The sequence below is a fragment of the Brevibacillus sp. FIR094 genome (genome assembly GCF_050477165.1).
GTDB lineage: Bacteria > Bacillota > Bacilli > Brevibacillales > Brevibacillaceae > Brevibacillus.
This window is the reverse complement of sequence record NZ_JBEAES010000035.1, coordinates 56,704-62,956: the sequence shown is the minus strand read 5'-3', so window position 1 is coordinate 62,956 and position 6,253 is coordinate 56,704. Positions and strand designations below refer to the sequence as shown.

Genomic DNA, 6,253 nt, shown 5'->3' with positions numbered 1-6,253 from the left:
TGGAATACGATTCAGGAGGTGCTTTTTCCTTGTCTCAATTTATTGGGTCACTTCACTCATAATAGCATGAGGTCTTTTTTTCACTGTCTACTGTGAGGGGATAACATCACATAACAAACTGGCTGCCTAGGCTCTTTTAAGACTTTCTACTTGAAAGGGGTACGTGCATACAAGGTCTTTGTTAAATAAATATTTTACTCGCGAATCAACGTTACATTGTTAACAAGAAGTAAGTCATTGAGTTGTTGAAAAAAAGTTTCATCCTCCTCTAAAACAAGATCATTATTATTCACACGCAATTTACTACTATCATTGCCATTGCGCAAATGAATTGTAAATGGTGGAACAGCACCAAAACCACCACAAAGACAATCCTTAAGACTCAATAAATCAAACCCATAATAACCACCTGGACCGTTAATAGCTTCGCCTAGTGCACAAAAGAAAGAAGAAGAATCTGATACATTTGATGCTTCAATATCGTATTTTCCGTTTTGTTGGTCTGGAGAATTAGGAATTGTGTTGTAGTGTAATCGAGCAACTTCTAGCCATCCTATACGTTGTTTTTTTGATAATATTGTCCATAAGTTTCGTTTAGGAAGTGACGATCTTCGCATCTCCCAAATTTCCAAACCTTCCTCTGATGCCACTTGCAATATTGTTCCAATTAACTCAAGCTTAGTCAATCCTTCACCAAACCCATATCTATGAAAATAATGTGGCTCTTTTAAATAATAATAGTATGATCCTATTGGATTCCCTTCATTATTTAGTATAGCAAGGTACAAATTATTTATATATGTCTTGGTTTTCTTACAATACACCTTAAAGTCATCATTAAATCGAAAATCTAATAGAGTTATTTTATGAAATACCTCATTATCAATTTTCTCAGTACAATTTCCTGTTAACCCAATAAGGTCAGAGCAATTTCCGATGACCAAGTCGCTTTCGTCATCAATTAAGGAAAATTTATTAACCATGTAGCCTCCATAACCCTGAGCTTATTTCTTCCCACCATCTGGATACCATAGTCCCGGAAATAATCTAGGTTTTTTATAGTCATGATTTAATACATATCCAAGTTTCCCATCAGGACGTTTTAAGATTCTGTGATTTGTACCTGGAACATCAAATTCTAGTGAGCCTATCCATCCCTTCCCTTGGTTCTCTCTCCCTTCAAATATTGTCTGTTTTCCCGTTTTAGGGTCTACTCTAGGTGTTCCTTTTCCGAGAATTATTTCTTCATATTGCTTCCTAATAGACTGTGGTATAGGATTCGGACTTGATAGCTTTTTATCATTACATTGATTGTGCGTCCAGATACCAAGGTTAGATACAAAATACGTATGAAAGTCCTTCACCTTAAAGTTGTAGACGGTCTTATTTTCCTTCTTAACCTCAATCTCCTCAATAGCAAATTCTTTTCCATCCGAAGTTGTCAAAACTTCACCGACCACAAGGTCCTTTGATTTTACCCACCCTTTGCCTACAATCCAAAACGGGTGCTCGTCAGTAGTTGTAATAACTTCTCCACCAACAGTAATATTATATGTTTCCTCAACATCACGTTGAAAGAGCCATTCAACTTCTTTGTAAGCCATCTCGCCTGTTTCATCGTCTTTGGCCAGAACTTTGTCACCTACCTCGATTTCCTCGATAGGTTTCTCCCCTTCGTCTGTTAGCACCTTTGTTCCTGCCGTAAAGCAGTTGCAACCAAATAACGACTTGAAAGTGGTTGATTTACCCTTTGTTACACCAGGTACTTTACCTACTCCTCCGCCGTCCATAGGAACGCCATTTTCCATTGCCCAATCCCATGTAACCTTAGCCGCAATGTGATTTTTTACTTTATTTGTACCTCTCAATGTTTCTTGCATACCTGCTTGATCAGATACAAACCATTCTCGGTAATAATTCCAATCAATTTCCTTACTTCCGTGAATTCGTCTGACTCCGTCATGATCATAGTAAAAATAACTTCCCCCAGGTTCCCAACCTCCGCTTTCACTCACCTGATTACCGGAAGGATCGACATATCGTATCGGATTATTATGCGTATACGTATACCGATTCATGCTCAACGGATTATCCACTTGCCCCTTATACGTATCCTCCATGATAAAGCGCTCAATAGATAAAGGTTAGGTGGCAACATTTCTGCTACCACCCTGCTACTACGCCGCCTGTTCTGTAAGGACTGGCATTTTATATTCCGTCTTGTACTTCATCATGCTGTATATGACATTGACCAATTTACGCATGACGCAAATAATCGCTTGCCACTTGGTCTTCCCTTCTGCTTGCTTTCTCTCGTAGTAGGAATGGTAAACAGGATGATTCGGCTTCTTCGCCCTTGATACGCCCAATTGACGAATGGCAAGGTTATAGAAGATATCATACAGGCTACGGTTGCCTAACTTGCTCTTTTTACTCTTCTGCTTGTTCCCTGAACTATGCTGAACGGGTGCAATCCCTGCAAAGTTCGCTAGTTTGTCAGCACTGGAAAAACGTGAAATATCGCCAATCTCCGCGATTAGTTCCGCTGCCGTGACCGTACTAATTCCGTGCATGGTCTCTAGTTTGTAATCCAGTAAGGCAAGATGCTTCGCTAACGCTGTGTCAATTTGCCTTAGTTGATGGTCTCTGGCGATCAAGTCCCGAACCACATTTTTAACAAGAAAATCATTGACTCCTTGATAAGTCTTTCGATGTGTCCCCATCTTGCTGTACGATAGATAGAATGTCCTCTGCCTTCTTGGTAGACATGTAGCGATTGCTCTTCTTGTATAAGAAGTTAGCCAATTCATCCACATTCACCCCGCTCAAACAACTTGGAGAAGGATACTTCAGCCAGAAAGCTAATGCTGTTTTCCCATCTACTTGTGAGAAGAATTTCTTGTAACTTGGATAGTGATAACCTAGCAATTGATGAAGCTGTAACTTGATTCCTGTTACAACACTCACAATGTTCTCTCTTCTTGTGACAAGCTGTGAGATTGCATAATAAAGGTCATGTGGATTTGCAGTCGGCAGTGTATCCAAGTTGGAAATCAGAATGCGAGCCACACACTCTGCATCCCACGCATCTGTTTTCTTGTTATTCGGACTGCTTCTCCGAATCGATATCGTAAGGGCAGGGTTAACCGATTTTACTTCATACTTGTGTTCGTTAAGGAACATGGTCAATCCTCTTCCGTAGCCCCCCACATCTTCTAAGCCAAACATAGGGGTCAAGCCTTCCTTCTTTGCTAGTTTTTCTACTTGTTGCAGAAACTTAGGAAACGCTGACGGCTTGTTCTCGAATTGGATTTCGTCTCTCTTTTCATGGAAACAAGTCATCATCACCGCTGTATGATGACGTTTATGTAAGTCTACTCCGATATATAGGTACTTCAATTTATGATGCAAAAAGACTTCACCCCTATCTTTGATAAGTAATGATGTAGAGAAAAGAATGCCAGCACCCTCCGAACAAGCATTATTCAAAGATGAACACGCACGGATACGTTAGCTCGTACATTCTTTTCATGTCATTATCGTTCTATCATTACGGTTGCAATTTAGTGCTAGATAATGCCTTCGCTAAACGGATTTGCAGCAAGTATTCTCGTTGATGTAGTTCCACCTGAAAGATGGCTTTTATTATGTCCTCTATCGTAGCGATGTTAAATACAGCGTTCTCTTGTTGAACATAGTCAAAAATTAATTGTGTACCTATTTCGCATGTCTGAATCTTGTCAAGAGAACGTATTTCTTCCTGTTTATAATGAGTGAATTGAGCTTCCACGTTCGTTCCTCCCGCTACATAATGGCTTCGTGAAGTCCATTTGCTTCAATCTGACCGTAGCGGTAGGTGCCCTTGTAGAAGGCTTCACGATCAATCATTCGCTTGACCTGTACCTTCGTAAAAGATTTATCGTGTGTCGTTGTATACCCTTCTGCATTCAGTTGGACAGCCAATTGGGAGAGTGACCAAGTGGGATGCGTTTCACGTAAGGAAAACAATCTCCGCACCGTCTCCGCCTGTCTCTCATCTATCTGAATGGCTTTTTGTCCTTTCGTTGCCGTATATCCGAAAGCAACGCCACCTCCTGCATATCCTCCTTGTTGCGCTTTCTTTTTTCTCCCCCTCCCTAGTTTGAGTGCGATTTCCAAACGTTGGTATTGATCGAGTAATTCCATCATGCCATTGATTAGAAAATCATTAGGGTCATGGGCGTAAATACTATAGTTGGGCTGCTCAATTGCTTTTACGTCTACGGAATGCCGTTTTAATTCTCTTTGGATAAGGACTTTCACCATGTCCGCTCTCCACAATCGTGAGGTGTTGAGGACGATGATATGGCTTACTTTTTGATAAGTAAAACTGGATAAGAGTTCTTGTAAACCTTCCCGTTCAATAGTCAATCCATCCTCATCCACTTTTGCTCCACTAATCCCCTCATCCTTGTAGATGTTCAGTAATTCTAGATTATTATCCTGACAATAACGCTGAATCTCCTCTACTTGGTAGGCTAGACTATACCCATCTTTAACTTGTCCTTTTGTCGATACTCTGACATATCCCACTACTTTTTCCATACTATTCCCCTTCCCGTTACAGGAATTTGAATCATTGTAACGCCTAGTAGATACAAAGCAATTATATATCGCTTAGCAGATACAATCAACGACCTTTTCCTCGTGCTAAAATTGCACGTATAATGGATAAAGAATGTTCACGGGAAAGAAGGACTCAAAATGCCTATAATTGTAAAGTTAAAAGAAATCCTTGATCAGAGAAATATGTCTCAACGAGAGTTGGCAAGACTCACTGGTCTTAGACCGAATACAATCAGCCATCTCTGTTCCAGCCAAGTAGATAGGGTTCACCTTAGTACATTTGAAACGATCTGTAAGACATTAGATATTGAGTTGCATGAATTGCTGGTGTTGGAGGGGGAGTAATTTTCCACCTCAAAACTTAATCGCCTAAAATCCAACCTACCTACGGGACTAGATGTGTAATGCCCCTATTCCATGTCCATTCACTATATAGAGATGTAAAATACCCCCGAATGGCAGCAGGTTGTATCGATACGGTATCGTAGAGAGACACATTTTCTTTGTAAGGACTGCTCTATTTGCTTATTTTTCTTTATTAGTAAGCTCTGTCCATTCAAAATTTATCCAAAGTTCTATAATTTTTATCGTTATCGTAAACGTAACAGATTCAATTGGGTGAATGTCTTCAGCCCTGAACTGAATCAACAATCTCCAATCTTTTTAACCCTTCCTTTTTCGGGATGGTTATTTGCTTTGCCAAACTCCTACGATTAGGAAGAGTGGATGTTGTATAAATTGCTCTTATTCCACTTTCTTGGAACAAATTTTTGATCATAGTGAAACCTAGATAAGTCTCAATCTTTGATATTTCCTCCTTATTTTCCAAAAGCCATTCATAATCAATGGTTTCCACATTTTCTGTGTATGGCAATCCTTCCAGTGTCTTTTTGATTATGTAGGTAAAAAAGGAATGAGTGACGAGATGAATGGCTCTCTTCTCTTTGGTATATTTCTTCATGTCATTGTCGCTCGGTCTAATTTCTAATCGTAAAATTCCCTTGGATTGCTCAATGATCTGCTTCGGTTCCTTCGCTCGTTTACATTGCTTGTATTTATCGTATAGCATGACTCTGCTGCTTTTGTTATAAAACTCTACTGTTTCGTCATGATTAAAATTTCGCGTATCTTTATAGGGCATTTTCCCTTTGCTCAACTGACGAACATACTCCCCTGTTCGATTCCCAACATGGAAATTGCAGCAAACATCTAAACGGGTAATTCTCCAATCTTCATCGGCAATATGGATACCGAATAATAGCTGTAATCGTTCTTGTACACGCTGAAAGAAGATAGGAATATCTGATTCGTTGATTGCTTTGACATTGTTTCCATATAGCATCTTGGGAATCGAAACTTGGATAGTTAAAGTGCCGCTTGCTTCCTGATATTTGATATATGGAATGATCTCGTCTTGCATCTGGAATGTGGTCATAACACCTGTTTTCTGATTACGGTATGTAAAAGATGCAAGGTTATATTGTTGTAATATTTCAGGTTGAATAAATACGGAACTTACTTTCATTTTGATGGAATCAAACAATTTTATACTCTCCTTTTTACTATAAATTTTAATATATTGAATATGATTTGGCATGTTATATGATTTGGCATGTTATAACAAAAGATAGCAACTCATACGTTTGTT

The 6,253-nt window shown here is 39.3% G+C and carries 6 protein-coding genes and 1 pseudogene; 1 reads left to right on the top strand and 6 read right to left on the bottom strand.

The genetic code is table 11. The features are described from left to right. Nucleotides 1–194: 194 nt before the first annotated feature. From ACQ5DJ_RS24440 to ACQ5DJ_RS24420, 5 genes and pseudogenes are all read right to left on the bottom strand, one after another. Entirely contained in the window at nucleotides 195–983 is a 789-nt protein-coding gene (locus ACQ5DJ_RS24440; protein ID WP_429844690.1) for a barstar family protein, read from the bottom strand. Between the two features lie 21 nt (nucleotides 984–1,004). After that, on the bottom strand, nucleotides 1,005–2,120 hold the full coding sequence (locus ACQ5DJ_RS24435; RefSeq protein ID WP_429844689.1) for a polymorphic toxin-type HINT domain-containing protein: 1,116 nt from the start codon (nucleotides 2,118–2,120) through the stop codon (nucleotides 1,005–1,007). A 57-nt stretch (nucleotides 2,121–2,177) separates the two neighbouring features. Further along, nucleotides 2,178–3,411 (bottom strand): annotated as a pseudogene (locus tag ACQ5DJ_RS24430) (IS110 family transposase). A 139-nt stretch (nucleotides 3,412–3,550) separates the two neighbouring features. Further along, a complete protein-coding gene (locus ACQ5DJ_RS24425; protein ID WP_188067678.1) occupies nucleotides 3,551–3,790 on the bottom strand; it encodes a hypothetical protein in 240 nt (79 codons plus the stop codon). Between the two features lie 14 nt (nucleotides 3,791–3,804). Continuing rightward, on the bottom strand, nucleotides 3,805–4,584 hold the full coding sequence (locus ACQ5DJ_RS24420) for a recombinase family protein (RefSeq protein ID WP_429844688.1): 780 nt from the start codon (nucleotides 4,582–4,584) through the stop codon (nucleotides 3,805–3,807). Nucleotides 4,585–4,743: 159 nt separating this feature from the next. On the opposite strand from ACQ5DJ_RS24420, the gene ACQ5DJ_RS24415 reads away from it, so the two are divergent. Beyond that, nucleotides 4,744–4,950 carry a helix-turn-helix domain-containing protein gene (locus tag ACQ5DJ_RS24415; RefSeq protein WP_047071214.1) on the top strand — a complete coding sequence of 69 codons (207 nt, stop codon included), beginning with the start codon at nucleotides 4,744–4,746 and terminating at the stop codon, nucleotides 4,948–4,950. 283 nt (nucleotides 4,951–5,233) lie between these two features. Here ACQ5DJ_RS24415 and ACQ5DJ_RS24410 read toward each other — a convergent pair whose 3' ends face one another. Further along, entirely contained in the window at nucleotides 5,234–6,148 is a 915-nt protein-coding gene (locus ACQ5DJ_RS24410; RefSeq protein WP_429844687.1) for a hypothetical protein, read from the bottom strand. Between the last annotated feature and the right edge of the window lie 105 nt (nucleotides 6,149–6,253).